The sequence below is a fragment of the Eubacterium oxidoreducens genome (genome assembly GCF_900104415.1).
In the GTDB taxonomy this organism is placed as follows: Bacteria; Bacillota; Clostridia; order Lachnospirales; family Lachnospiraceae; genus Eubacterium_C; species Eubacterium_C oxidoreducens.
Genome location: NZ_FMXR01000010.1, coordinates 85,816 through 112,718 on the forward strand (window position 1 = coordinate 85,816; position 26,903 = coordinate 112,718).

General features: G+C 39.3%; 25 protein-coding genes. 1 reads left to right on the plus strand and 24 read right to left on the minus strand.

The features are described from left to right. Positions 1 to 30: 30 nt before the first annotated feature. From ffh to pta, 24 genes are all read right to left on the minus strand, one after another. Entirely contained in the window at positions 31 to 1,383 is a 1,353-nt protein-coding gene (ffh, locus tag BLS20_RS07445; RefSeq protein WP_090173749.1) for a signal recognition particle protein, read from the minus strand. After that, on the minus strand, positions 1,384 to 1,716 hold the full coding sequence (gene ylxM, locus BLS20_RS07450) for a YlxM family DNA-binding protein (protein WP_090173750.1): 333 nt from the start codon (positions 1,714 to 1,716) through the stop codon (positions 1,384 to 1,386). A 116-nt stretch (positions 1,717 to 1,832) separates the two neighbouring features. Then, positions 1,833 to 3,044 carry a threonine ammonia-lyase gene (gene ilvA / locus BLS20_RS07455; protein ID WP_090173751.1) on the minus strand — a complete coding sequence of 404 codons (1,212 nt, stop codon included), beginning with the start codon at positions 3,042 to 3,044 and terminating at the stop codon, positions 1,833 to 1,835. 14 nt (positions 3,045 to 3,058) lie between these two features. Further along, a complete protein-coding gene (gene ftsY, locus BLS20_RS07460; protein WP_090173752.1) occupies positions 3,059 to 4,012 on the minus strand; it encodes a signal recognition particle-docking protein FtsY in 954 nt (317 codons plus the stop codon). 11 nt (positions 4,013 to 4,023) lie between these two features. After that, positions 4,024 to 7,587: a chromosome segregation protein SMC gene (gene smc / locus BLS20_RS07465; RefSeq protein WP_090173753.1), complete on the minus strand. Its 3,564-nt coding sequence runs from the start codon at positions 7,585 to 7,587 to the stop codon at positions 4,024 to 4,026. A gap of 15 nt (positions 7,588 to 7,602) precedes the next feature. Further along, positions 7,603 to 8,286 carry a ribonuclease III gene (gene rnc, locus BLS20_RS07470; RefSeq protein WP_090173754.1) on the minus strand — a complete coding sequence of 228 codons (684 nt, stop codon included), beginning with the start codon at positions 8,284 to 8,286 and terminating at the stop codon, positions 7,603 to 7,605. An 84-nt stretch (positions 8,287 to 8,370) separates the two neighbouring features. Continuing rightward, the gene (locus tag BLS20_RS07475; RefSeq protein ID WP_090173755.1) at positions 8,371 to 8,601 is read right to left on the minus strand and encodes an acyl carrier protein; all 231 of its coding nucleotides are present in this window, start codon (positions 8,599 to 8,601) and stop codon (positions 8,371 to 8,373) included. A gap of 33 nt (positions 8,602 to 8,634) precedes the next feature. Beyond that, positions 8,635 to 9,642 (minus strand): phosphate acyltransferase PlsX, encoded by a 1,008-nt coding sequence (gene plsX, locus BLS20_RS07480; RefSeq protein ID WP_423230175.1) that lies wholly within the window; start codon positions 9,640 to 9,642, stop codon positions 8,635 to 8,637. A 100-nt stretch (positions 9,643 to 9,742) separates the two neighbouring features. Next, positions 9,743 to 11,821 carry a helicase-related protein gene (locus BLS20_RS07485; protein WP_090173756.1) on the minus strand — a complete coding sequence of 693 codons (2,079 nt, stop codon included), beginning with the start codon at positions 11,819 to 11,821 and terminating at the stop codon, positions 9,743 to 9,745. Between the two features lie 81 nt (positions 11,822 to 11,902). After that, complete coding sequence (locus tag BLS20_RS07490) at positions 11,903 to 12,835, minus strand: AEC family transporter (protein ID WP_090173807.1); 933 nt, start codon at positions 12,833 to 12,835, stop codon at positions 11,903 to 11,905. A gap of 106 nt (positions 12,836 to 12,941) precedes the next feature. Then, on the minus strand, positions 12,942 to 13,580 hold the full coding sequence (locus BLS20_RS07495) for a GDSL-type esterase/lipase family protein (protein ID WP_090173757.1): 639 nt from the start codon (positions 13,578 to 13,580) through the stop codon (positions 12,942 to 12,944). Between the two features lie 156 nt (positions 13,581 to 13,736). Continuing rightward, positions 13,737 to 14,582: a Rossmann-like and DUF2520 domain-containing protein gene (locus tag BLS20_RS07500; RefSeq protein WP_090173758.1), complete on the minus strand. Its 846-nt coding sequence runs from the start codon at positions 14,580 to 14,582 to the stop codon at positions 13,737 to 13,739. A 36-nt stretch (positions 14,583 to 14,618) separates the two neighbouring features. Beyond that, the gene (ybaK, locus tag BLS20_RS07505) at positions 14,619 to 15,101 is read right to left on the minus strand and encodes a Cys-tRNA(Pro) deacylase (protein ID WP_341443199.1); all 483 of its coding nucleotides are present in this window, start codon (positions 15,099 to 15,101) and stop codon (positions 14,619 to 14,621) included. After that, positions 15,102 to 15,932, minus strand: a complete 831-nt coding sequence (locus BLS20_RS07510) for a deoxyribonuclease IV (protein WP_090173759.1) — start codon at positions 15,930 to 15,932, stop codon at positions 15,102 to 15,104. Next, positions 15,929 to 16,411, minus strand: coding sequence for a MazG nucleotide pyrophosphohydrolase domain-containing protein (locus BLS20_RS07515; RefSeq protein WP_090173760.1), 483 nt, complete (start codon positions 16,409 to 16,411; stop codon positions 15,929 to 15,931). The genes BLS20_RS07510 and BLS20_RS07515 overlap by 4 nt, the downstream gene beginning before the upstream one ends. 18 nt (positions 16,412 to 16,429) lie before the next feature. Next, positions 16,430 to 17,470, minus strand: a complete 1,041-nt coding sequence (rsmH, locus tag BLS20_RS07520; RefSeq protein ID WP_423230176.1) for a 16S rRNA (cytosine(1402)-N(4))-methyltransferase RsmH — start codon at positions 17,468 to 17,470, stop codon at positions 16,430 to 16,432. Between the two features lie 120 nt (positions 17,471 to 17,590). Next, a complete protein-coding gene (locus tag BLS20_RS07525; protein ID WP_090173761.1) occupies positions 17,591 to 18,208 on the minus strand; it encodes a flavin reductase in 618 nt (205 codons plus the stop codon). A 22-nt stretch (positions 18,209 to 18,230) separates the two neighbouring features. Then, a complete protein-coding gene (locus tag BLS20_RS07530; RefSeq protein WP_090173762.1) occupies positions 18,231 to 18,824 on the minus strand; it encodes a cytidylate kinase-like family protein in 594 nt (197 codons plus the stop codon). Between the two features lie 180 nt (positions 18,825 to 19,004). Beyond that, a complete protein-coding gene (gene rpmF, locus BLS20_RS07535) occupies positions 19,005 to 19,184 on the minus strand; it encodes a 50S ribosomal protein L32 (RefSeq protein ID WP_090173763.1) in 180 nt (59 codons plus the stop codon). Positions 19,185 to 19,188: 4 nt separating this feature from the next. Further along, positions 19,189 to 19,716: a YceD family protein gene (locus BLS20_RS07540; RefSeq protein WP_090173764.1), complete on the minus strand. Its 528-nt coding sequence runs from the start codon at positions 19,714 to 19,716 to the stop codon at positions 19,189 to 19,191. Between the two features lie 88 nt (positions 19,717 to 19,804). Next, the gene (locus BLS20_RS07545) at positions 19,805 to 22,258 is read right to left on the minus strand and encodes an ABC transporter permease (protein WP_176762334.1); all 2,454 of its coding nucleotides are present in this window, start codon (positions 22,256 to 22,258) and stop codon (positions 19,805 to 19,807) included. Position 22,259: 1 nt separating this feature from the next. Next, entirely contained in the window at positions 22,260 to 22,961 is a 702-nt protein-coding gene (locus tag BLS20_RS07550) for an ABC transporter ATP-binding protein (RefSeq protein ID WP_090173766.1), read from the minus strand. A gap of 170 nt (positions 22,962 to 23,131) precedes the next feature. Then, entirely contained in the window at positions 23,132 to 24,322 is a 1,191-nt protein-coding gene (locus tag BLS20_RS07555) for an acetate/propionate family kinase (RefSeq protein ID WP_090173767.1), read from the minus strand. An 87-nt stretch (positions 24,323 to 24,409) separates the two neighbouring features. Next, positions 24,410 to 25,414: a phosphate acetyltransferase gene (gene pta, locus BLS20_RS07560; RefSeq protein ID WP_090173768.1), complete on the minus strand. Its 1,005-nt coding sequence runs from the start codon at positions 25,412 to 25,414 to the stop codon at positions 24,410 to 24,412. Between the two features lie 205 nt (positions 25,415 to 25,619). On the opposite strand from pta, the gene BLS20_RS07565 reads away from it, so the two are divergent. Continuing rightward, positions 25,620 to 26,852: a tRNA(Met) cytidine acetate ligase gene (locus BLS20_RS07565; protein ID WP_176762335.1), complete on the plus strand. Its 1,233-nt coding sequence runs from the start codon at positions 25,620 to 25,622 to the stop codon at positions 26,850 to 26,852. The last annotated feature ends 51 nt before the right edge of the window (positions 26,853 to 26,903 follow it).

Sequence of the window (26,903 nt, forward strand, 5' to 3'; positions counted from 1 at the left end):
TATATATGTGTGTACTATTGTCACATCTATTTAGAAAGGAAATTTAAACATTCCTTTTCTACCTCTTCCACGCTTGCCCATCATATTTGGCATCTGCTTCATCATCTTACGCGCTTGTTCAAATTGTTTTACCAAACGATTGACCTCTGCAATATCTACACCGGCACCTTTGGCAATCCTTTGCTTTCTGCTCGGATTTAATATATTCGGATTCGCGCGCTCTTGCGGTGTCATAGAATAAATAATTCCTTCAATCCGGCGCATCTTCTTGTCATCCATTGCACTTTCAATATCTCCAAGCTGTGAAGCATTCACACCGGGCATCATCGAAAGTACACTTGACAATCCTCCGAGCTTCTTCATCTGATTCATGGATTCTAAATAGTCATCAAAACTAAATTCCGCTTTTTTAAAGCGTTTTTCCATGTCTCTAGCTTTTTCCTCGTCAATGGAATCTTGTGCTTTTTCAATCAAAGTAAGCACATCTCCCATACCAAGAATTCTTGAAGCCATACGCTCCGGATAAAACTGCTCCAGGTCAGATAATTTCTCACCCATACCCGCAAACAGTATCGGCTTACCGGTCACTGCTCGAATTGAAAGTGCAGCACCGCCTCTAGTATCACCGTCTAACTTGGTTAACATAACACCATCAATGCCAATCTCTTCTTCAAATGTAGATGCAACATTCACAGCATCCTGACCTGTCATGGCATCGACAACAAGCAATGTCTGTGCTACATCCACCTGTTCTTTGATTGCCTTAAGTTCTTCCATCATTGTCTCATCGACATGAAGACGACCGGCTGTATCTAATATAACTACGTGATTTCCATTTTTATTGGCATGTTCGACTGCAGCCTTAGCTATATCAACCGGCGAATGGCCCGTTCCCATAGAAAAGACTTCCACGCCTTGTTTTTCTCCATTCACCTTCAGCTGTTCTACAGCTGCCGGTCGGTATACATCACAAGCTACAAGCAACGGATTCTTACCTTTTAATTTCATCTTGCCTGCAAGCTTGGCCGTTGTTGTCGTCTTACCGGCACCTTGAAGACCACACATCATCACGATTGTAATCTGCTGTCCCGGACGATAAGCAAGTTCGGTTGTTTCCGAGCCCATAAGCTTGACCATCTCTTCATTTACAATCTTGATGACCATCTGCCCCGGATTCAGTCCGTTCATAACATCCTGTCCGATTGCTCGTTCTTGTACATCCTTTACAAACTGTTTTACAACACGGAAATTAACATCTGCTTCTAGTAAAGCAAGCTTTACTTCCCGAAGTGCTGCCTTTACATCATCTTCCGTAAGTTTTCCTTTACTGCGAAGATTTTTAAATACATTTTGAAGTTTATCTGTTAAGCTATCGAATGCCATCTATAATTCCTCCAAAATAAGTTGTGAAATCTTACGGATTCTCTCAAGAGACTGCTTGTCATCTTGTTGTGTAAGTTCCTGAATCGCTCCAATTTGCTTACGAATCTGCATGAAACGTTCCAATAAATGCAGCTTTTGTTCATACCCTTCAAGTGTCTGCGTACACCGTTTTACCATATCATGCACACCTTGTCTGGTAATCCCTTCATCTGCCGCAATCTCTGCCAAAGATAAATCATTCAGCACATAATCTTCAAAAATCATTCGCTGACGTTCCTTTAATAATTCTCCATAAAAATCATACAGGTATGCTTGTCTTATCTTTTCATCCATTACGTCCGGCCTCATTTCATACATAAGCTATATTACTAAAAGCAATCGGCGGTGTCAAGTATTTTTTCTTTACACCGCCAAACTTTTTTCTGTTCTTCTTCAACTATACATTTTTCTTAGAGCAAAGCCTGAACTTCTCTAGGTTTATATCCATTTTGCTCTAACGTCTTTAGGATTTTTTTCTTATGCTCCGTACCGAATGCCTCCATCGTAATACGAAGTTCCACTGCCGCATTACGATTGGTCGTAATAAACTGATTGTGTTCTAGCTTAATAACATTTCCTTGCACATCTGCAATTACTTTAGATACACGCGACAATTCCCCCGGCTTATCCGGAAGAAGTACCGATACCGTAAAGATACGATCTCGGAAAATCAGACCTTGCTGCACAACAGATGACATCGTAATAACATCCATATTACCACCACTAAGAATAGATACTACCTTTTTGTCCTGAATACCAAGATGCTTCAAAGCAGCCACCGTAAGCAGCCCTGAATTTTCCACTATCATCTTGTGATTTTCTACCATGTCCAAAAAAGCAACAACAAGTTCATCATCTTCCACGGTAATGATATCATCCAAATTCTCTTGAAGATAAGGGAAAATCTTGGTTCCGGGTGTCTGAACAGTTGTACCATCCGCAATCGTATTTACACCATTCAAAGTTGTAACCTGATTATTCTTTAGCGATTCCTTTAAGCATGCCGCTCCAACCGGTTCTACACCAAACACTTTAATCTTAGGATTTAACAACTTAGCAAGCGTTGATACACCGGTCGCCAGCCCACCGCCGCCAACCGGCACCAGAATGTATTCAACCAATGGAAGTTCCTTAAAGATTTCCATAGCTATAGTTCCTTGCCCGGTTGCCACCACCGGATCGTCAAACGGATGAATAAAAGTGTATCCTTTTTCATCTGCCAATTCTAATGCATACGCACATGCTTCATCATAAACATCGCCTTTCAAGATTACCTCAGCACCATAACTCTTAGTTCGGTTTACCTTAATGAGCGGTGTCGAAGTAGGCATTACAATTGTAGCCTTCACCCCAAATCGCTGTGCTGCATATGCAACACCTTGTGCGTGATTTCCTGCCGAAGCCGTAATCAGCCCCAGCTTTCTTTCTTCTTCTGTAAGTGTACTAATCTTATAGTATGCACCGCGCACCTTATATGCACCGGTAAATTGCAGATTCTCCGGTTTGAAATAGACTTTATTTCCGGTCTGCTTACTAAAAAATTCACTGTATATAAGTTTTGTTTCAAGCGTTACCTGCTTTACTATTTCACTTGCCTGTTCAAAACTTTGCAATGTCAACATCTGACAGTCGCCTCCTACTTTACATCAAACAACGCATCAACAAATGCATCTGAATCAAATTTTTCCAAATCTTCTACCTGCTCACCGACACCTATATACTTTACCGGTATTCCAAGCTCCGACTGAATTGCCACTGCAATTCCACCTTTTGCTGTTCCATCCATCTTCGTCAAAATAATACCACTAAGATCTGCAGCTTCTTTAAATTCTCTTGCCTGAGCCAGTGCATTTTGCCCGGTTGTACTATCTAGTACCACAAGCGTCTCGCGATATGCATCCGGAAATTCTCGCTCTAAGATTCGATTGATTTTTTTTAATTCTTCCATAAGATTCTTTTTATTATGAAGACGTCCGGCTGTGTCACACAAAAGCACATCTGCATGACGGGCTTTTGCCGCCTGGGTAGCATCAAAAACAACCGATGCCGGATCTGCACCTTCTTGACCGGAAATCATTTCTACTCCGGCACGATGCGACCATTCTTCAAGCTGCTCCTTTGCCGCCGCACGAAAAGTATCTGCCGCTGCAAGCACTACTTTTTTATTTTGATCTTTTAGTTTTTTTGCAAGTTTTCCGACCGATGTTGTCTTACCAACACCATTCACTCCGACAACAAGGATTACAGAGGTTTCATTTTCAAATCGATATGCGGCCTCTCCAACATCCATTTGCTCCTTAATAGAGTCCATTAAAAGCTGCTTGCAATCCATTGGTTCTTTTATATGATTTTCTTTCACTTTTTCCCGTAATGAATCAAGGATTTCTTCCGTCGCCCTTACACCAATATCTCCTATAATGAGAATTTCCTCAAGTTCTTCATAAAATTCCTCATCAATCTTGGAAAATCCGCTAAACACAGACTCAAATCCATTCACAATATTATTGCGCGTCTTTGTAAGCCCTTTTACAAGCCTTGCAAAAAAACCCTTTTTTTCTTCCGACTCGTTATTCACCACTTCTTCGCTCATAACTTCCTCCATTAATTATCCAAATCGTTTTCAATAAGATTGACCGATACCAGTGTCGAAACACCTTTTTCCTGCATCGTTATTCCATACAAACGGTCAGCTGCCGCCATCGTTCCACGACGGTGTGTTATAACAATAAACTGCGTATTTTTTGTCAGCTTATGCAAATACTCAGCAAATCGTCCTACATTGGAATCATCAAGTGCCGCCTCTATCTCATCAAGTAAACAAAACGGAGACGGTTTCAAATTCTGAATTGCAAACAACAATGCGATTGCCGTGAGTGCTTTTTCTCCACCTGATAATTGCATCATATTCTGCAATTTTTTTCCCGGCGGCTGTGCAACAATGGAAATACCAGTTTCAAGAAGGTCTTCTCCTTCTAGTAATTCCAAGGTTCCTTTACCACCACCAAAGAGGAGTTTAAATGCTTTATCGAATTCTCTTTGAATCTCAACAAACTTTTCCGAGAATTGCTTTCGCATTCCGCTATCTAGTTCTTCAATGATTCTTTGCAGATTTTCTTCTGATTGCGTCAAATCATTTTTTTGCCCAAGAAGGAATTCATATCTTTCTGACAATTCTTTATAGTCTTCTATCGCATTTACATTAACATTACCAAGCGCTCGAATATCGCTTTTAAGTTGCACTGCCTGTGACTTCATGCTCGAAAGATCGTTTAATTCTTCATTGCGAAGTTCTTTTGCTGAATGCATGGTCAGTTCATATTCAGCCCACATATAAGCAATTCTCTTTTCCTGCGTCTCTTCTAAACGCTCTTTCATCGAATTAAGACGGTATAGCTCCTTATCAAGCGCATTCATATGTTCCGAAAGCTGCTCACGTTTTTCAAAGAATCCTTTATTGTCCGCTATCATCTTGTCTTTCTTCTTCATAGAATCAACAAGCTTATCATTTAATTGCTGCGCCGTTACATCCGATCCCGCAATTTCCTTTTCTTTTTCAGCAATCAATAGACGCTTTTCTTCCATACGGCTGTCAGATTCTTTGTTTTCTTTTTCAATCTTATATTTATCTTCGTTTAAGCTGGCTGCTTCACGAACTGTTCGATCAATATTTTGATCTACAAATTCAACTCTTTGCTTGACAGACGCTTCTGCCAATGAGAGCTGAGATACAACCTGTTGCTTTTCTTCTAAGATCTTACTATGCTCTTCCATCTGCTTTTCTGCTTCAGCAATTTCAGCATTTGTCTTTTCTTCGCTATCCATCACTTCTTGCATCTTTAAAGCAGCAACTTCACTGTCTCGTTTGATTTGCGCCAGCTGCTCATCGATATCCTTTTGCTCCTTTTGCAGCTGTTCATAAGCTTCCTTAGCTTCTGTCATCTGCGTGCGAAGGCTATCCCGATCAAGCAAAGCTTCATGCTGTTCAATGGAAAGCTTTTGCACTTCCTCATTCATAACTGACAGATCTTCTTTTAACAAATCTCTGGCAACCACAAGATTATCAAGGCGTTCCTTGACTTCTTTGGATTTTTTTTCTAGTTCTTCTAACTTCTTCGTAAGAAGCTCAATTTCTCGATTACGTCCAAGCAGATTGGAATTGTTCTTAAAAGCACCACCTGAAATAGAACCACCCGGTCTTAAATATTCCCCTTCGAGTGTCACGATATGAAGCGTATAAGAGTACTTCTTTGCCAGACTAAGTGCATGATCTACTGTATCAACAATGACAATTCGTCCAAGCAAATGTTTTACAACACCATCATAGATATCCTTTGCCTTGACAAGACTGCTTGCAAGACCTATTGCGCCTTCCTCTTTTAGATAAGGCTTATCACTTCTATCTTCCGCTTCCTTTCCAACACTAGTTAACGGAAGAAATGTTGCTCGACCATAACGATGCTCTTTTAAATAAGAAATCATCTGCTTTGCCGTCTTTTCATCTTCGGTTACAATATTTTGAATATTACCACCAAGCGCCGTCTCAATTGCAGTTTCGTACTTTTTATCGACGGATATAAGATCTGCTACAACTCCGTGAATTCCTTTATTGGAATCCTTTTGTTCCATAACACGCTTAATACTGTTGCCATATCCCTCATATCGCTCTGCAATATTTCTTAAAGCCTCCAGACGCGAAGTAATCTTTTGCTTTTCTCCATTTAACTGCTCTCTTTCGCCATGAGCCGCAGCAAGATCCTTCTTTTGCTGTTCACGCATCTTTTCTGTCTTTTGCAGCTCATTCTTTTGTTTTGTCAGTTTCCCGGTAATCTCATCATAGATTTTCTCTGCCTGCGCACAAGATTCACTTAAGCTTTGTTCCTCTCCTTTGTGTGTCAAAAGACCGGTTGTCATCTGTGCTTTGCGGATATTGACCTGTTCTTTCATCGTTGCGTGCCGCTGCTGATCCGCCTGAATGGATGCTTTTTGATTCAATAGACGAATAATAAAACTTTTCTTTTCTTCAACGCGTCCGCTGAGTTCTTCTATCACATTTTGCACTTTAAGCAGTTCATCGTTTGCCGCCGCAACGCTGCCTTTTGCCTGCTCTAGTTCTTGTACAATCTGTTCCTTTTCCTGATCAAACTTCTTTTTTTCCTCTGCTTTATCGTCAATACGACGCTGTACATTTTCAATCCGCGTCTGAAATTGCTCTTTTGACGCTTCAAGAGAACGAATCTGTTCTTTTAAGACATTAATATTTCCAGCTTGTCGTCCTTTCGATAAACCAATCTCATTAATGGATTCTCGTGTCTCGTTAATCTCCTGATCCATCTGCTCTATGGCCAGTTGCATCTTCTCATATTCTTGTTTTGTATTTTCGTAAGAATCCTTCGTCTGTTCGTACTCTTTTCCGGAATTCGTAAGCAACGTCTCGGTCTTTTCCATATTACGCTGGATTTCCTGAAGTTCAAGCAAAAACATGTTAACATCGATTTCTTTAAGCTGTTCCTTCTTCGTCAGATAAATGCGAGCCGTCTCAGACTGTCTTTTCAGTGGTCCAATCTGTCTTTCCTGCTCCGTAAGGATATCAACCACACGCAAAAGATTCTCATGTTCTTTTTCCAGTTTTTTTTGCGCCGTAGCTTTTCGGCGTTTAAACTTTACTATGCCGGCAGCTTCATCAAAAAGCTCTCTTCTTTCTTCGGGCTTACCACTTAAGATTCTGTCAATCTGTCCTTGCCCGATAATCGAATATCCTTCTTTACCAATTCCCGTATCATAAAACAATTCATGAATATCCTTTAATCTGCATGGCATACCGTTAATTAGATATTCACTTTCTCCGGAACGATAAACTCGTCTTGTTACCGTTACTTCCTCAAAATCTATAGCCAAGGAATGATCTGTATTATCCAAAGTAATAGATACTGATGCATAACTTAGCGGCTTTCGATTCTCCGTTCCTGCAAAAATAACATCTTGCATACTTGCACCACGAAGTTGCTTTGCTCTTTGTTCCCCTAAAACCCATCTAACAGCATCCCCGATATTACTCTTTCCACTACCATTTGGTCCGACAATTCCGGTGATTCCATCATGAAAGTCCAGTTTGATTTTATTTGCGAAGGATTTAAATCCTTGAATCTCAATTTTCTTTAAATACATAATCTTCTCCGTGATTTATTTATTTTGTAACAATAAAAGAGCCTTGTATGCTGCTTGTTGTTGTGCATTCTTCTTACTATGGCCTTCACCAAGTCCCACTTTTTCTTCCCCGATATAAGCTTCCACAACAAAGACTTTATTGTGATCTGGTCCGGATTCTGATACCAGCCGGTAGGAAAGCGGCTCAGAATAGTTCGCCTGCACATATTCTTGCAAGATAGTCTTGCTATCATAAAAGAGCTGCTTATGTTCAATATCCGTCAGAATAAAGCGCAAAATAAACTCTTTTGCATTAGCAAAACCACCATCCAAATAAATCGCTCCAATCAAAGCCTCTAATGCGTCTGAAAGTACAGACTTTCTATTTCTTCCTCCTGTTGCATCCTCACCTTTACCAAGGCTGATATAATTTCCAAGCCTTATTACATTGGCAACATCTGCAAGAGTTGGCTCGCATACCAGACTTGCCCTAAGTTTTGTAAGTTTTCCTTCCGGATATTTCGAATACTTTTCAAACAAAAATTCACTTGATACCAGTTCTAATACAGCATCTCCGAGAAATTCAAGTCGCTCATTGTCTTTTCTATGCTGGCGCTTATTTTCATTTGCATAAGAACTATGTGTTAATGCCTGTATTAACAATTCACAATCCTTGAATTCATAACCAATCTCCCGTTCAAGCTTCTTTGCGTCTTCCATATACTTCTCCTTTCACTAAGATACCCCTCATATACTTATATGAGGGGTGTTGTAGTTTCTTTCTGAAAAATAAAAAATTTTTGATTAACCAATTGCTTTTTTTATCTGTTCAAGAGCGTCACCTACGGTTACGATTTTATCCGCATCCTCAATTTCAGTCTCAATATTGAAAGCATCATCTACTTCTTCAAGAATTGAGAAAATGTCTAAAGAATCAGCTCCCAAATCATCCACAAAAGTTGTTTCTAACGTGATTTCATTTGGATCTACACTTAATACCTCAGCTATAATCTCTTTTAACTTATCAAACTCCATAATCTAAAATTCCTTTCTTTTCTCTTTTGTTTTCTATTCTTTACCTAATTGTTCTTTGATTTTCGCATTAATATCTTGCGCTTTAAATGTCTGACATTGAATAATAGAATTCTTAACTTCTTTTGCTTTCGAACTTCCATGTGTCTTTACCACAAGTCCCTTCAATCCCAAAAGAGGTGCTCCGCCATATTGTGAAGCGTCAAATTGCTTCATCGTTGACTTCAATGATGATTTGATCAGCAATGCTCCAATCTTACTTTTCAAAGTGGCCATAAGCCCCTTCTTAATTGCCCCAAGCATCACACTACCGATGCCTTCATATAATTTCAAAATTACATTACCGGTAAATGCCTCACAAACAATCACATCTGCGCCTCCGTGCGGAATCTCCCGCGCTTCAATATTACCGACAAAATTAATCCCATCGCATTCTTTTAACAACGGGAACGTTTCTTTCACAAGCGCATTTCCTTTTTCTTCCTCTGTTCCAATGTTCACAATTGCAACCGTTGGATTCGAAATTCCCATAACGCCTTCCATATAAATAGTTCCCATCTGCGCAAACTGCACAAGATGTGAAGCTCGTGCATCCACATTTGCTCCACAGTCAATCAAAAGAGACATCCCTTTCTCAGTCGGAATCAGCGGCGCAAGAGGTGCTCTTTCAATTCCTTTAATCTTGCCGACAATCACCTGACCTCCGACAAGTACTGCTCCAGAACTGCCAGCAGATACAAATGCATCCGCCTTTCCTTCTTTCACCATCTTAAGTGCAACTACAATTGAGGAATCCTTCTTCTTACGAATTGCATTAACCGGCGGCTCTGCCGTCTCAATCTTTTCCGAAGCGTGAACCACTTCTATACGTTCCTTCGGGTACGAATACGCCTGAAGACACGGTTCAATCACTTCTTTTTTTCCTACCAGATAGCAAAAGATATTCTGCTGCGAATTAACAGCTTCAACGGTACCTTTGATGATTTCATCCGGAGCGTTATCTCCTCCCATCGCATCAACAGCAACTCGTACCATATCCTGCATTATCCATCCTCGCTTCCTTCTCTTCTTCAATCGAAAAATCACAGTTTTTCATGATTCTCTGACTGAAATTTAATATACTATAATCTCATTTCAAATTCAACTATTTTACCGCAGTTTCAGATACATATTTCTTGTAAAATCCTCCGGTTTGCATAGCATGACAACGATTGCAGATTCCGTATCTATAATTCCATGCAAGTTTTCTTTTGCACATTCTGCACGTCTTATGTTGCGCTTCCATATCGCCAAGCGCATTCATAATCATAGTTGCCACCTGTGCTTTTTCTCGCATAATTGCTTCCTTTTCTCCGTTATCATATCGAAGGATTCTTGCAAATGAAAAATACAAATCGAGCTTCTTATAATTGGTCTCTAATTCATCAAGTTTTTCCGTATCCTGCACCTGCGAATCGAAATCACAAAAGATATCCATCCCCGTAATATGTAGTGTTACGATGTGCATCCAAAGCTTATCAAGCGCATTATTCTTTTCATCATATGGCACCAGTGCAAATTGCCATTGCAGTTTCTTTGGAAGCTCCGTCTCATACTGCACCATCAGTTCATCAATGAGATTGATTCGTCTTAAATTTTCTTCTATATTTGCCTTTTCATATAAATCTTCATTTGCAGTTCTTGCCCACGCATTAAGCGTATTTGCAAGCGGCAAATCCAGATCCAAAAGTCGTTCCGGCATCTGAATACGTGCTTTTTTTATTGCCTTATAAGGTTGTTCGAGCAAATGTTTCATCTTACCCCTATTGGAAATTGCATTCACATACCCTTTATCATAGATTCCTTTGCGTCCTGCTCTTCCGGCAATCTGCTTAACCTCAGAACTATTTAAAAATCGTCTGGATTTTCCATCGTATTTTTCCGTTTCCATAAATACAATTCTCTCAACCGGAAGATTCATCCCCATACCGATTGCATCTGTCGTTACAACCACCTTTGTTGTACCTTCTGCAAACTTATGCAATTCATTTTTACGAACATCATAAGGCAAAGCACCATAAATAACACTTGCTTCAATTCCTTGGCGTTTGAGCTCAGAAGCAACCGATAATACATTTCTTCTTGAAAAGACAACTAAAGCATCGTGTTCTCTTACATTGTCCGGAAAATCAAATGGTTCATTTTCTACCACAAGCGGGGTGTTTCTCTTATGCCAAACAACTTCATATTCATCTTTGCAACTGTCAATCAATTTCTTCACGATTGGCAGCGCATCCTCAGACATACACACATGCACTTCTTGTGCAAATACTCCAAGAATTGCTTTCGTCCATGCCCAGCCTCGCATTTCATCGCTTAGCATCTGCGCCTCATCGATAACGCATACTTCATAATAATGATCGGGGTCTAACAATTCCACCGTACTTGACATATGTGTTGCTTCCGGAATAATATGTTCCTCTTCTCCTGTAATCATCGAACACACGACACCCAGCTGAAGCATCTTCTCCTGACATTCCAATGCCAAAAGTCGAAGTGGTGCAAGATACACACCGCTTGCTGCATCCATGCAGGCATTTAATGCTTCATACGTCTTTCCGGAATTCGTGCCTCCAACATGCAAATAAAACTGTCTATTCAATCGTCTTGCATTCGGATACAACATCGTAATATCATCCGGAATACTATCCAAAACCGACCTGTGCAGCCCTGCAATCCGAAGATGCTCACAATTCGGATTTGAGCCTATGGCATCTAATGCTTTTCCCTGCATCATCAACATACGATCAAGCGGTTGCTGCTCAAGTTTTTGGTTCACAAAGCGATTAATAAGCTCCGGCATATGATCCGCAATTTTAGCTCCATAATCATCAAAACTCTTAAGATGATAAATAATTTTCCCTTTATAGATTCTTACATACATTTTACGAATCGTCTGAAATCCACGCTTATTTCGAATCGCAAATGTAGAAGATATCGAATGCTTTTGTGATTGTCTTTCATCCTCTTTTGAGCGGTATAAAATCGTCTGATCAATATGACGATCCTCCACAGGCACAAATCGTCCTTCTTCTTGTGCATAGAGTTTTCTCTGCGAAAGAATCTCTAATATCTCTTCCGTTGATATCTCCATCAAAAGCTGATTCATCTGCGAACCGATTACTTTTCGAATATATCTTAATTCTTCATTTTTTCCTTTTCTTTTCTTATATTTTCCTGCCATATTATAACCAATACCGTATTACAAATAGCACCGCTATCGTAATATCTCCTTATAAAAATACATCCATCCTTACAAAATCTTCTATAGCATATTAAAAACCGTCATCATAAGCGGAATCGTAATCAAGCTGCATAAAGTTGAAACAAAAACCGTCTTTGCTGCCAGATCAGTATTGGTCCCATATTGCTCAGAAATAATAGATATTGCCGATGCAATCGGAAGTGCCGACATCAAAACCAACACTTTTGGCATCATCAGGCTGCTTTCTTTAAAAACCAACTTTATTACCAAAATCGTAAGTAACGGCATCACAAAAAGTCTCATAATCGTTGCAATCCATACGTCTCGCCCCTTAAAGACATTTCTCAGATTAATCCTTGATAACGATAGTCCGACCACAATCATAGACAAACCGGCCGTCAGATTTCCCACATAAGTTAATAAATCCGTTGCCAATTGCACAACCGGAATCTGAAAAAAGTAGAATATTAGACCTACCACAACTGCAATATTAATATTATTTACAAACATCTTCTTTATGCTTACCGTCTTTCCTACCGCATATCCTTTTGTTAAGAGCTTTATTCCAAACGAAAACATCACAAAATTCGTAATGATGTTTGCAAATACCATCAAAAAAAGACCTTCGTCCCCATATAAAGACAGCACTAACGGAAATCCCATAAATCCGTTATTCATAAACATGCAAGAAAAGATCCAAACGCCACGATTGCTTCGCTGCGCACGACATACTTTTATCAAAACCAGTCCGAGAACCATTCCTCCAAGATGCATAATAAAAGCAGCGATTAAGATCAAACCACTTTGCTGTACCAGCTCCTTCTCAAACGGTCGAATCATCGTCAAAAAAACCGTTGCAGGAAATGCCACTTTTAAAATAAAAGTAGACAAATCCGGCGCAAACTGAGCTCTCAATATATTTCTTTTTCCTAAATAAAATCCCAAAAAAATCAGGACAAACAATATAAATACTCTACTAAAAATAACACCCATAACTTTATTATCAAACCACAATCAATTATCCATGTCAAATAAAAGGGTTACTGATTTTCACAGTAACCCCATTGTTCTTCATTTCAAATATCATATCCTTGGCAAATCAAAAGTCAATCAGACGAATCAATCGGCTCAACTTATTTGCTAAAATTTCGTGTTCCGATGGCATCATATGTACGCTATCTTGTCTCGACGATCTTACATAAGCTGCCGCATTTACAAAAATACATCCATACTGTTCGGCAATCTGTTCATATAATGCCGGCAATTCCTTCGATCGCTCAATTGCACTTTCATCAAACGAATAATTAAAAGCACTTGTCTTAATTCCCGTTCCAATAATCGGCGGAGCCATCAAAATAATCTTAGGCACATACCCTTGCTTTTCCTTTGTAAACGAAATGGTTTCCTCAACAAGCTTTTCCATTCCTCTCGCCACATCAATAGCGGTGGCATTGAACTGTTTTTTTAAATCATTTGTTCCCAACATAAAAATCACCATATCAAGCGGTTTATGAGAATTAAGACAAGGTCTTAGATAATCATAACCATTCTTCCATGGTTCTTTTGGATCCGAAAACACCGTTGTTCTACCATTGCACCCTTCTTCTATCAAATCACAAAAATCTTGAAGATTCGATTGCAATAGTGCTGTCCATCTGGTCTTCTTTGAAAAGCGCATTCCATTCAATGGATTGTATCCATATGTGTTGGAGTCGCCATAGCATAAAATATTCTTCATCAGTACCCACCCAATTATTATTATTCAAGTCTTGCTAAACGAAACTTGGCGCAAACAAAAATAAACTGTGAATTTTGTCTTTATACCCAAAGAAATTGTAGCATTTCTAACAAAAAAACTCAACCGTCATTAAATGTTACATGTTTCAAAGCCCCCTTAGTCTTTTTGCAGCAACTCCCTCATTGCATGATAATCTCTATCCGGATGCTTTTTTTGCGCAACGTTTATTACCTGATTTGAAACTGATTTATAAATCTTTTTTTGCTCCTGACTCAACTGAGATAAATGTTTTTCAACCGTAATCAAATCATTACGTTCAATCGGACCGGTCAGTGCCGCTTGCGGTCCTCGTTCAATAACCGCTTCTACATTGCCGATAATTAACGGTGCCATAGCCTTTAACGCTTCTTCTTTATCAAATCCACACTCTTCCATCATTTCCTGCGCCATGGATAAAAGTCCGACAACCAGATTTGAAGCCGTAGCAGCTGCCGTATGATACAACGTTTTCTTATTTGTATCAAATGTCAAAAGAGGATTTGAACAATTCGCAAAAATATCTTTGATAACAGCAACTGCTTTTGGATTGCCTTCTACTGAAAATGCCGCATCTTTTATCGAAAGATATGTACTTTTTTTGTCACTAACCGCATATAATGGGTGGATAGATGCCGGATATCCTCCTAGACTCAGTGCGCCTTCAAACACTTTTGAACTGATGCTTCCCGAACAATGCAAAATACATTTTTCTTGTATCGAACATGTCTTAACCTCTTGCCAGACACTTTCTATCAATCCATCCGGTACCGTGATCAACACCACCTCACTGTCTGCAACCAGCTCTTTTATAGTCCGATAGATTTTTGAATGCGTAAAAGAAGCTGCCCATGCAGCAGCATCTTCCTTAGTATCATAATAGCCGATTATTCGATTGTTCTGCTCTGACCAGTACTTGCCAAGCGTACATCCTACCTTTCCGGCACCAATAATTCCAATATCCATAAATTTCCGCCTTGCTCCTTCACCCAGATATCACTCCTATAATTCTTCTGTGACATCTCCTAATTCATATTTTATCATCTTCGAAAGGTCGTCTAGCGCCACTTCAACTTGACGTCCCACCTTTCCGCCACTAAAGAAAATCGTATCAAAAGAAGCGGCACTTTCATCAACTACTGTACGAAAAAACTTCTTCATTCCAATCGGCGAACAACCACCATGAACATACCCTGTTAGTGGTAATAATTCCTTGGATTTAATCATTTCAACCTTCTTTTCGCCAACAAGTTTTGCCGCCTTTTTCAGACTCAACCCTTTATTCACCGGCACAACAAAGACATAATGACTCTTAGAATGTCCTACTGTTACCAGTGTTTTAAATGTCTGATTCGGATCTTGTCCCATAGCTATGGCCACTTGTTCTCCACTCACCGAAGCATCCAGCTCATGCTTATAAGCTCGGTACGGGACCTTTTTTTGTTCTAACAAGCGCATCACATTGGTTTTTTCTTCTTTCTTCACTTAAATCATCCATTCCTTTATCATTGCGATTTCTTTTGCATATCCTTCATCATCATTAGGCGTTTCCAAAATAAACGGCTTATTCTGAAGCCACGGATGTTGCACAACCTTCTTAAGACCAGCAATTCCAATCTCACCTTCTCCGATTTTCGCATGACGATCCTTATGAGAACCACATATATTCATACTATCGTTAATATGCACCGCTTTTAAATTATCAATTCCGATAACTTCGTCAAATGTTTTTAGAATTTCATCTAATTCTTGCTCTATATTGTATCCGCCATCCCAAACATGACAGGTATCAAAACACACTCCTAAATGCTGTGGATAACGAACTTTGCTTATAATATCTGCAAGTTCTGAAAGATTTCTTCCAACTTCCGTCCCTTTCCCCGACATAGTCTCAAGCAGCACTGTCGTATGCATATCTTCAAACATCGCCTGATCTAAGCCTTCTACAATCATCTCTATGGCAGGTCCAATTCCCTGCCCCACGTGAGAACCCGGATGAAAATTATAATAATTCCCCGGCAGATATTCCATTCGTTTTAAGTCTTCCGCCATAGCCTCTTTTGCGAAAGCTCGAACACTTTCCTTAGACGAACAAAGATTCATGGTATAAGGCGCATGAGCTACCAATGTCCCAAATTCATGTTCTTTTATATATTGATCAAGCGCCTGCATATCCTTGATATCAAGCGGCTTTGCCTTTCCACCTCTTGGATTTCTTGTAAAGAATGCAAATGTATTACCTCCTAGGGCCGATTCTTTTTTCCCCATTTCCAAATATCCGTTAGAAACAGATAAATGATTTCCAATAAAAATCATAATTTGTCACCTCGTCTTTTTTCCTGTTTGCGCTTCGCTGCAACATCGATAAGGCCTTTCGCCTCTTCAAAAGCCCCCGGCAAATAATCTTCCATCCATTCTTTCCCTAATTTTTCTTCATGTTTTATGCGCTCCCATTCTTCTTTTGAAAAAGTTTTAGCATCGCCAAACACATGCGGATGTCTACGAATCATCTTATCATTAATTCCTTTTATAACATCCTCTATATCAAAATACCCTTCCTCTTTCGCAATCTGTGCATGCATAACCACCTGCATCAACAAATCGCCCAATTCTTCTTTCAAGTTCTCCCAGTTCCCTGTATGACTCAAAATATTAATTCCGCAAACAACTTCTGCCGCTTCTTCTACACAACACTTTTTTAAGCTTTCATGCGTCTGTTCCTTGTCCCATAAGCACCCATGTTGTCGATCGCGAAGCGCCTCTACCGTCTGCACAAACTTTTCAAACTCTGTCATAATAATTCTCCACCAAACTCAAGATTTAATTGCCCAGCGCATCTTCGTAGACTTTGCTCTGGGATTTCTTCTGCATTCCTCCTGCGAAGGACGAATCACTTCCCTTGCAACATTTTCATAAATTCCGGCACGATAGTAATCTTTAAATGCTTTTTTCACCAATCGATCTTCACCGGAATGGAATGTCAAAACAGCTACCCTACCACCCGGATTGAGCACCGTCGGAAGCTTCTCCATAAATTGATACAACACTTCGAATTCATGATTCACATCAATACGAAGCGCTTGAAAAGTTCTGGCACACGATTTTTTTACCGCTTCTTTTTGCTCTGCCTTAGGTAAAAAACCAAGTGCCTTTTCAATTACTTTTTTTAGTTGTAATGTTGTTTCAATCGGTTGATGCGCTTTCAAAAAACTTGTGATTGTCGTGGCAATTTCCACCGCATATGGCTCATCCGCATTTTCCGTCAAAAGTCCAATCAGTTCTTCTTTTGATAATTCTTTTAACCTTTGTGCGGCACTGATTCCTTGTGTCGGATCCATTCTAAGATCCAAAGGTCCATCGGCTTTATAAGTAAATCCTCGTTCAGGATTATCTATCTGCATCGATGATACCCCAAGATCAGCCAACACAAAATCAAACTTTCCCGTTTCCTTGACAACCTGATCTATATTCGCAAAATTTATCCGTTTTACGGAAAAAATTTCTTCATCATACCCTTTTTCACGAAGCCGTTTTGTCGTTTTTTCCGACTCGATTGGATCAACATCAAGCGCATACAAATGCCCTCTCCCGGACAACTTTTCCAACATTTTTTCAGAATGTCCACCATATCCTAGCGTACAATCAAGACCTATCTGTCCCGGCTGAATATCAAGAAACTCTAGTATTTCTTCCACCATAATGGAAATATGTGTTCCTGCAGGCGTTGAACCTTTTGCGATCACATGTTCTGCCATATCCGCATATTTCTCTGGCTGAAGTTCTTTGTATTTTTCTTCATATTTCCTCGGATATTTTCCGGAATAATGTACTCTTCTTTTATGTTCTGCCACAATTCTATCTCCTGCTCATTTCATTTCCAACAATGAAAATTGTAAAACATTTTTTTCAGATTCACAACCTAAAAAAGACCATCACACATATGACGGTCCTTTTTACCTTCTTTCTAACAAATTCTATTCATAGATTGGTTCAAAATCATCCGGTCCATGACCGCAAAGCGGACAGGCATAATCAGACGGAAGTGTTTCTCCTTCATATACATATCCGCAAATCTTACATTTCCATCCAACAATTTTCTTATCACTTTCCACTTTAGCCGGCTTTGGTTTTATATCTGCCTGATAATCCGCATATGTAAGAGGGGCATTTTCACTTAACACTTTCGCATCGACAACCTCCGCAACAAACAGTGTATGTGTTCCAAGATCCATCTTCTCTACAACCTTGCCGCTAATTACCGCACAAGCCTGCCAGCCAAGATATGGAACTTCGTTGACATCTGTCGGAAAATTCAGTCCCGCCATCTTATCAACATCTCTTCCGGACTGAAAACCAAAATGCTTGACCGTTTCAAATGTAATGGTATTATCTAGCAGTGACAATGCAAAAACTCCGCTTTCTTTTATAAGGTCGCAGGTATAATTAGAATTTAGCACCGCTATAGCAATTCTTGTCGGATTATTTGCCACCTGAATTCCTGTATTGGTAATACATCCATTGATTTTATCTCCCGATTTTGTCGAAAGCATAAATACCCCATAAGATAAATTATATAGTGCCTTTTTGTCCATAATGTTTTCCTCCCTAATTGTATTAATCCTTAAACTTCTCCTGTATAATCCTGCATATGTAATCTGCAGTTTTAACATATCCAAACAAAGTACTGTCAATCATTAATTGGCGACCATACCGATCCCCTCTGTATGTTCCGGTAATTTGTTTGTGTCTTGCATGTAATGCCAATTCTTTTTCTTTATGCATTTCAGCCGCTTTCTTCTCACTGATATGATATTCTTCCATTATATGCTTTATCTTAGCTTCCTTCGGTGCATAGATATAGATACTCAGCACATCCTCTCGATTTCTCAAGTAATAATTCGCACTTCTTCCGACTATAATACACGAATCTTTCTTTGCAAGTTCTTGTATGATTTCCTCTTGTAATTTAATTGCCTTCTTGGATAAATTAGTATAATATACGCCGGAACCTGTTTCCATACCATATAATACACCCTTTTTCATATCGGCTTTTTCAGCATCCGAGCGCTTTGCAGCTGTTTTTTTCACTATCTCATCAATAAAATATCGATCATAATATTCTACACCTAGTTTTCCTGCAATAAGCTTCGCTATTTCAATACCTCCGGCTCCAAAATCACAACCAATTGCGATAACAAAATGTTTCATAATGCACCTCCTAATTCTAGTCCCAATTTATTATCTTACAGGAAAATTATACCACGTGCGAACGAATTACGTATATAACTTTTCCGTCAAAAACATACAATGTATCGTATATTTACAACTCTTATACTAAAAAAAGGATTTTCCAATCGGAAAATCCTTAATTCGTTTCATATTATGAAATTAATCCTGAGGGATAATCTCTTTTTTGTTGTAAGAGCCGCATGACTTACATACTCTATGAGGCATCATCAGTTCTCCGCACTTACTGCATTTAACTAATGTAGGCGCACTCATTTTCCAGTTCGCTCTTCTTCTATCTCTTCTTCCCTTGGAAGATTTGTTCTTTGGACAAATTGACATCTGGTTACACCTCCTTAAATTGATTAAAAATATCTTGGATCACTGCCATTCTCGGGTCTAGTTCCGTCTGGTCACAATCGCAAGTTCGAATATTTAAATTCGTTCCACATTTGCTGCAGATTCCCCTGCAATCTTCCTTGCACAGAACCTTCGCCGGCCAGTTAACCAGAATCTCTCCATAGATGAGTTTATCCACATCCAGGCCCGATCCTATCATATAGTCTGCCGTTTCTTCTTCTTCCGCCACAATCTCTCCGGCTCCGTCAAGCTTAAGCTTTTCTGCAATCTGTAAAGAAAGCGTTCGCCGAACCGCTTCGAGACATCTGTCGCACGGAATCGAAACAACAATCTCTAGATCAGCTGATATGCAAAGTTCCCGATTGGAAACATTCTTCATACTCAGCGTAAACGGTGATTGCTTTACAATAGGATATTCAACGCCGCTTACCATAACTGATGTCTGTTCAAGCTTTGCTTCAAAGGTTTGTTCCTTATCCGCCGTTGTTAATAACTCTTTTAACTCAATTACCATGGCGCACTCCTATCAAACAATTACGCGTACTAAGATATTATATTTTTCCAGGGGCCGTTTGTCAACCTGTTTTTATAATTTTTTATACTTAATCTCTGTTTTTTAAGACTTCATTAGGTTCCACTTTAGCCAAGCGTCTCATCAGCAATACATTTGTCAGAAAATAACACCCAATGACAAACACATAGATGAGTGGATACATCCACCAATAAAAAGAGTAATTCGCTCCAATTGCAACATTAGAAACAAAATATGGATAGATAAGATCCATAACCTTTTTTGATACCGGAATGCAGATAAGTGCTCCGATTGCAATAATAAGAAAATTTCCGTTTAAATACAGTTTTCGAATCTCTCTCTTGCGAAATCCAAAAATCTTCACAAGCGCGATGCTGTACGAAGAACGATCAATCATAACCTTCATCATCAAATACATAACGAGTACAAAGATTATGACTGCCACAATACACATTACATAAATCATTCCGCTCATCAGGTTCAAAAAGACCAAGGCGCTCTTCTCCACATCATCCTTTGTCGCAACAGAATAGATTCTGCCCGATTCAATATCCAGTTCTTCATCGGAGAACAAGATATTATAATCATCTTCTTGTGCTTCAAATAACTCCCTTGCATCATCAATATTCATCACCGCAAAAAATCCTGACGAATATTCAAATATATCAGTTACGGTAAATGCATACTTACGGTCATTCCCATCATCGTCGAGTACCAATTCGTCTCCGACGTCAACTCCGTACTTGGTTGCCATAGCATCAGAGATGGCAATCTGATTCGTACCTTCTCCCACTTCTACGTCAAAATAGCTAAAGTCATCATTTACGCCAAGGATCGTCACATCAAAATGATAGCCAAAACATTCCTTTGAAAGCGATACGCCATATGCTTCTTGTGCATTTTGTGGCACTTCTTCTTGCGGATACTTTAAAGTATACATGTAAGAATATTTTGTATCTGTTACTGAATTCTCACACAAATGCAAGCACAGCATCAAACAATTCACGCCCATCATTGCCAGCAACAGCGAAATAAACATTCCAAACATAACCGCTACATAAGAACGCGACTCCCGTAGAATCTGCCGGATGCAAAACTTCTTTAAAAACTTCATATCACCAAGCTGAATGCTTGCAATTCTTCCTTGTTTTTGCTCATTTTTAAGAAGCGAAAGCGCTGTCCTTTTAAGACGTTTTTGAATCACTAAAACATTTACGATTAAAGCCACAATCGGCGGCATGATAACGCCATAGATAAGAAGCCCTGCCGATAATGACGGTTCCAAATCCGGGACAGAATAATAAGCATAAGTATCCGCCATCTGTGTCGTAATTCCCCACTTTGAGTAGCCAATCAACGTTCCAATCAATCCGGCCGCAAAAGTTACAATCGTAGGAAGCATAATGTAATGCACAATCAGTTCTCTTCGTTTCACTCCGAGCGAATACATAGCACCGATAACTTGCGACTCCGAATCAATCTGATGAACTACAAATACCGAAATTACAAAGGTAAACAAAACAATTATGATAACGCCGATTACCACCCCGGAAGAATAATTAACAGACAGATCTGATGCTGCCGCATAGATTCTCGGATTGTTTTCCGCTTTCACGAAGGCTGTCAGGTCTGACAACTCTCCATCAGTACTCTCCTCAATCTCTGACTTATTCTTCGAAAATTCGCTAACACCTTCCGCTAATTCATCCGCTCCTTCTTGTGCATCTTCGACACCTTTTGTATATTCTTCGATACCATCTTTATACTCTTTGAGTTCCTTTGCTGTTCCACACATACGATCATAATATTCTCGGAAATATTCATCATCCACATCATCTGCATTCAGCTCAAAATCCTTAAGAATTGATTTTAATTCTTTATCAGTCAGCTCATCACCAAGCAGATAACTATATTGATACGTTTCTGATGTCACAGCCTGATTCGTTGCAAATAATTGTTCGTAAGTTTCATCGTTTACAAACGCGATACCAAACTCATCCGAATCCACGCCTACATCACCGGGCGTTTGAAGTACCGATTCATAATCCGGGCTTGATCCGATTCCCGACACCGTAAGAGTAACATCTGCAATTATAATACGATCGCCTACTTCAAAACCATTTTCTTCGGCGAATCTTTTTTCCAGAACAATTTGATTATTTTCCTCCGACGACGTTCCCTCATCGATATTCACAAGATCGATTTTCTTTCGATTCTTAAATATCCGAAGCTGCGTCTGATCATCCACATCATAATCCTGATAAAAACACTCTTCAATCGTTGCTCCGGCCTCGGTCAGCGTTTGATATTGCGCATCATCAAGTGGCACAAACAGCTCAAAATATCCATCTTCCACATGATTGTCCTCAGCTAGTCTATGCGTTCCATTTATAATAACCTGTGCTGCACCTACCACTGAAATAACCAGATACATGCTAAGTAAAATCATAAAACCAAGTGCCAGATATCGCGCCGCATGTCGTTTCAAATCTCGTATCACTCTTTTTAACAATAATTTTTGCATCTTACAAATCCTCCAACTGCGCTGCCGGAATCTTTGTTTCATTGCGATAATCCTGCTTAATCACTCCGTCTTTTACAACAATCACCTGATCCATCATATTCTTAATGACATTATTATGTGTCACGATCAGCATTGTCGTTTTATAAGTCTGATTAATCTGTTCAAGTAATATCAAGATTTCTTTCGACGTCTTCGAATCCAATGCTCCTGTCGGTTCATCACAAAGTAATAGCTTTGGATTTTTAATCAAAGCTCTTGCAATTGCGCATCTTTGTTGTTGTCCTCCGGATAATTGAGACGGAAATTTGTTCTCGTGTTCTTTCAGCCCCAAAACCTGCAATAGTTCTTCCATGTCCAAGGGTGATTTTGTCAAATATTTACACGCTTCAATGTTTTCTTTCACCGTAAGATTTGGAATCAAATTATAAAACTGGAAAATAAATCCTAGATATTCACGACGATAATCCGACAGTTTTTCTGTCTTAAGTCCTACGATATCCTTTCCATCAATCATAATTTTTCCGCTATCTACCTGATCTAGACCTCCTACGCAGTTAAGCAAAGTTGATTTTCCCGATCCGCTAGTCCCCTGAATCGAGACCATATCCCCTTGTTTAATGCTTGTAGTAATCCCCTTTAGCACTTGTGTGTAACTGCCGCCTTCGCCATAGCTTTTCTTCACATCTTCAATCTGAATATACATTCTAAACCTCCTTATCTCGTTACCATCTTTTGCTTTTTATGTCGAATTTTGGTTAGTTATGTATACCTTATATTATTTAAGCACAAATTATTAGTCTTTACAACCTATTCCAAATCAAAAAAAGGAACCTTTCGGCAAAACCGAAAAGTTCCTTGTTCATTCAGTCATTATTATTTTACAAGTGCTACTGTTTCTCTTGCGATTGCAAGTTCTTCGTTAGTCGGAATGATAGCAACCTTAACCTTAGAATCAGGTGTAGAAATTACTAAGTCCTTACCACGATTTCCATTTGCTTCTTCATCAAGAGTAATACCAAGATATCCAAGATAAGAAACAACTTTCTTACGTACAAGCGGAGCATTTTCTCCGATACCAGCTGTAAATGCGATAGCATCTACACCGTTTAATGCTGCTACGTAAGAACCAATGTACTTAGCTACACGATAGCTGAACACTTCAATTGCAGCTTCGCAAAGCTTATTACCATCGTTCATTCCCTCTTCAAGATCACGGAAGTCAGAAGATACCTTAGAGATACCCTGAACACCTGATTTTTTATTCAGTACGTTCATAACGCCTGCGATATCAAGACCTTCTTTGTTAGCGATGAATTCCATGATTGCAGGATCGATATCACCGGAACGTGTTCCCATTACAAGACCTTCAAGTGGAGTAAGACCCATTGAAGTATCGATACACTTGCCGTTTAATACAGCAGAGATAGATGCACCATTTCCTAAGTGAGCAACGATAATCTTAGAGTTGTTAATGTCCATGTTAAGGAATTCAGCAATGTGCTTAGATACGAAGCTGTGGCTTGTACCGTGGAATCCGTAACGACGAACCTTATACTTTTCATAATACTCATATGGAAGTCCATATAAATAAGCTTTTTCAGGCATTGTCTGATGGAAAGCTGTATCGAATACACCTACCATAGGTACGTTAGGCATTAACTCTTTACAAGCATTGATTCCGATTAAGTTAGCAGGGTTGTGAAGTGGTGCAAGATCATTACACTCTTCTACTGCCTTAAGCATCTCATCATCAATAATAGCTGAGCTTGCAAACTTCTCTCCACCATGGACGATTCTGTGTCCTACAGCGTCTACCTCAGAAAGATCCTTGATAGCACCTGTCTTATCATTGGTAAGAGCATCAAGAACAAGCTGAATAGCCTCTTTGTGTGTTGGCATAGCAGGTGTTGTAACTTCCTTATCAAGACCTGCCTTCTGATATGTCAAAGAACCATCGATTCCGATTCTTTCGCAAAGTCCTTTTGCCAATACTTCTTCTGTGTCAGAATTGATCAGCTGGTACTTCAGTGATGAAGAACCACAGTTGATTACTAATACGTTCATTCTAATTTCTCCTTAAATATTATTTAGTTTATAACCGTCAATTCCCCGCAACAAAAATGCGGGGAAATTCGTTCCTATTATGAATTATTATTTAGAAAGCTGAGCCTGAAGAGCTGTAAGTGCTACAACACCTACGATATCCTCAGCAAAGCAACCTCTGGAAAGATCGTTAACAGGAGCAGCGATACCCTGAAGCACAGGACCATAAGCTTCTGCCTTAGCAAATCTTTGAACAAGCTTGTATCCGATATTACCTGCATCAATGTTAGGGAATACTAATACGTTAGCATGTCCTGCAACCTTGCTGTTAGGAGCTTTAAGTTCTCCAACAGAAGGAACAATTGCAGCATCTAACTGAAGCTCTCCATCAAGGTCAAGTGATGGATATTCCTCCTTAGCAATATCTACTGCATTGTGTACCTTATCTACAAGATCATGCTTAGCAGATCCCATTGTTGAGTGTGAAAGGAATGCAATCTTAGGATCTGCACCAACGAAAGTCTTAAAGCTTTCTGCACAGCTTCCTGCAATTGTTGCTAACTCTTCAGATGAAGGATCCTGGCAAAGAGCACAGTCAGCGAACATCAATACGCCATCAGCGCCATATTCCTTAGTAGGTGTATCAAGAATAAAGAAAGAAGATACCATCTTTGTTCCCGGTGCTGTCTTTAAGATCTGAAGAGCAGGTCTTAAAATATCTGCTGTTGAGTGGCAAGCTCCGGATACAAGTCCGTCTGCATCACCCATCTTTAACATCAAAATACCAAATGTTGGATAATCATTCAGTAAAATTTCTCTAGCTTTTTCTTCTGTCATGCCTTTTTTAGCACGCAGTTCTGTAAGTTTTGCAACATAAGCATCCAGCTTATCAGAAGTTGCAGGATCAACTGTCTTAACGCCTGTAAGATCAACGCCCAGTTTCTTCGCTCTATCAGCGATCACATCTTGCGCACCAATCATTACAAGATCTGCAATTCCTTCTTTCATTGTCTGTTCAGCAGCGAAATAAGTTCTATCGTCTTCTGATTCAGGTAAGATGATTAATTTCTTCTCTGCTTTAGCTTTTGCTTTTACTTCATCAATAAATGCCATTTTAATTTCTCCTTCCAAAGAAAGTTTTATTTTGTCCATTTCATAGTCAGACCATTAACATTATATACCTTAAAAATATTTGCGACAAGTCTCTAACTTCGTTAGTTTTATATCAAAGTATTCTCACCATACACATGACTTGAGTATTCAATTTTCCTATTATAAAATAAGAGACATATTACAATTACTATGGAGGAAATACACTTTGAAATATGCTGCGATTATCTGTGAATACAACCCTTTTCACAATGGACATCAATATCAAATTGCATATATAAAAGAACACCATCCCGACACTAAAATTCTCGCTCTGATGAGTGGTGATTTTACACAACGTGGTGCTCCTGCTATCGTTGACAAGTTTACCCGTTGTGAAATGGCACTTCGCGGTGGCGCTGATGTGGTGCTAGAACTCCCTACATTATGGGCGACCGCATCTGCTTATGATTTTGCCAACGGCGCAATACATTTGTTAAATTCTTTGGGCTGCATAGATTATTTGGCATTTGGTTGTGCCACTTACGATGCGTCTTTATTCAACAAATTAGCCACTATTTTGTCAGACGAACCAATCCAATATCAAGCACTGCTAAAAGAACACTTAAAAAACGGATTATCCTTTCCACTCGCAAGACAAAAAGCACTAAACCAAATGATTGGCGAAGACATTTCTTCCTATATTAATGAGCCAAATAACCTACTTGCTCTTGAATATCTTCGCGCCCTTCTCGAAACCGGCTCTTCGATCAGGCCTGTTGTAATCACTCGAAAAGGTACCTTGCATAACAGTAATGACTATTCCTGCGGATTTGCCTCCGGAAGTGCCATCCGAAGTGAACTCTTAAAACCGGCTCCAAATATGCAGCTTCTAAAACAGGTTCTACCAAAGGATTCGTTTAAGATTCTTAACACTTGTATGAAAGACAACCTGCTTTTATGTGAAGATGATTTTAGCCATGTTCTCTCCTATGCACTCACCTGTGCAAGCAATACACAATTACAGGAAACAGACGGAATTGACCACGATCTTGCCGATCGTATTCAAAATCTGCGGACTTCTTTTTCCTCCTGGAGTTCTTTTTGCGAGCTTTTAAAAACAAAGAATTATACCTATACCAGAATCAGTCGTACTATGACACATCTGCTTTTATCTCAGACAGATAAACTGATAACTTTTGCAAAGGAACATAATTATTGTCCTTACTGCCGGATACTTGGATGTAGGCAAAGCCAAACGAGCATTATAAAAACACTAAAAATTCATTCTAAGATTCCAATCATAGACCGACTAAGCATGGCCAGGAAACTCAACGATCCGGCCTGTACCAAAGTACTGTCTCACGATATTTTTGCCTCAGATATTTATCGAAATGCACAAAGAATTCTCAGTAATAAGGACATTCTTATTGAATATCAACGAGGTCTGACTTTGATTTGAATCGATACTTGAAAACGAAGATTGATTATCATATACTTAACATGATACTTT